Source organism: Aeromicrobium phragmitis (assembly GCF_003674095.1).
Classification (GTDB): domain Bacteria; phylum Actinomycetota; class Actinomycetes; order Propionibacteriales; family Nocardioidaceae; genus Aeromicrobium; species Aeromicrobium phragmitis.
Genome location: NZ_RDBF01000068.1, coordinates 1 through 479, shown reverse-complemented (window position 1 = coordinate 479; position 479 = coordinate 1). Strand labels below are relative to the sequence as shown.

General features: G+C 67.2%; 1 protein-coding gene. It reads right to left on the bottom strand.

Features of this window, described 5'->3' with window-relative positions; translation table 11 throughout:
• Window positions 1-59: 59 nt before the first annotated feature.
• The coding region (locus D9V41_RS16280; RefSeq protein WP_121795617.1) for a cytochrome P450 at window positions 60-479 on the bottom strand (420 nt) is incomplete at its 5' end.

The window sequence follows — 479 nt, the reverse complement described above, 5'->3', positions numbered from 1 at the left end:
TCGCTCACAACCCGTTCTGGACGGTCGATGCCGACGGCCGGACGAGCCTGCGCTGAGCGTCAGTGCGAGACCGGGCATCGGCCCGCCCGGTCGTCACCACCATCGGCGTGGCCCGACGGTGCCTCCGCCGACGGCGTCCGCGGCTGCAGCTCGAGCCGGAAGCCCTTCGGGACGATCGTGAGCCGTTCATCGATCCGCAGTTCGTAGTCCGGGTCTCCGCTGATCTCATAGCGGTGCAGGATGCGCGCGAGGACGAGGATGGCCTCGTGCAAGGCGAACTGCCGGCCGATACAGGCTCGTTCGCCCGTCCCGAACGGCTTGTAGATGTTCTTGGCCCTGCCGCGGCTGTTCTGTGGCAGGAAGCGATCCGGGTTGAACTGATCGGCGTCCTCACCCCAAACCCGCTGATCACGGTGCGTCAGCGGCAGGATGATCAGCGCCCAGTCGTCAGGCGTCATGCGGTACGTCCCGGCCAGCAT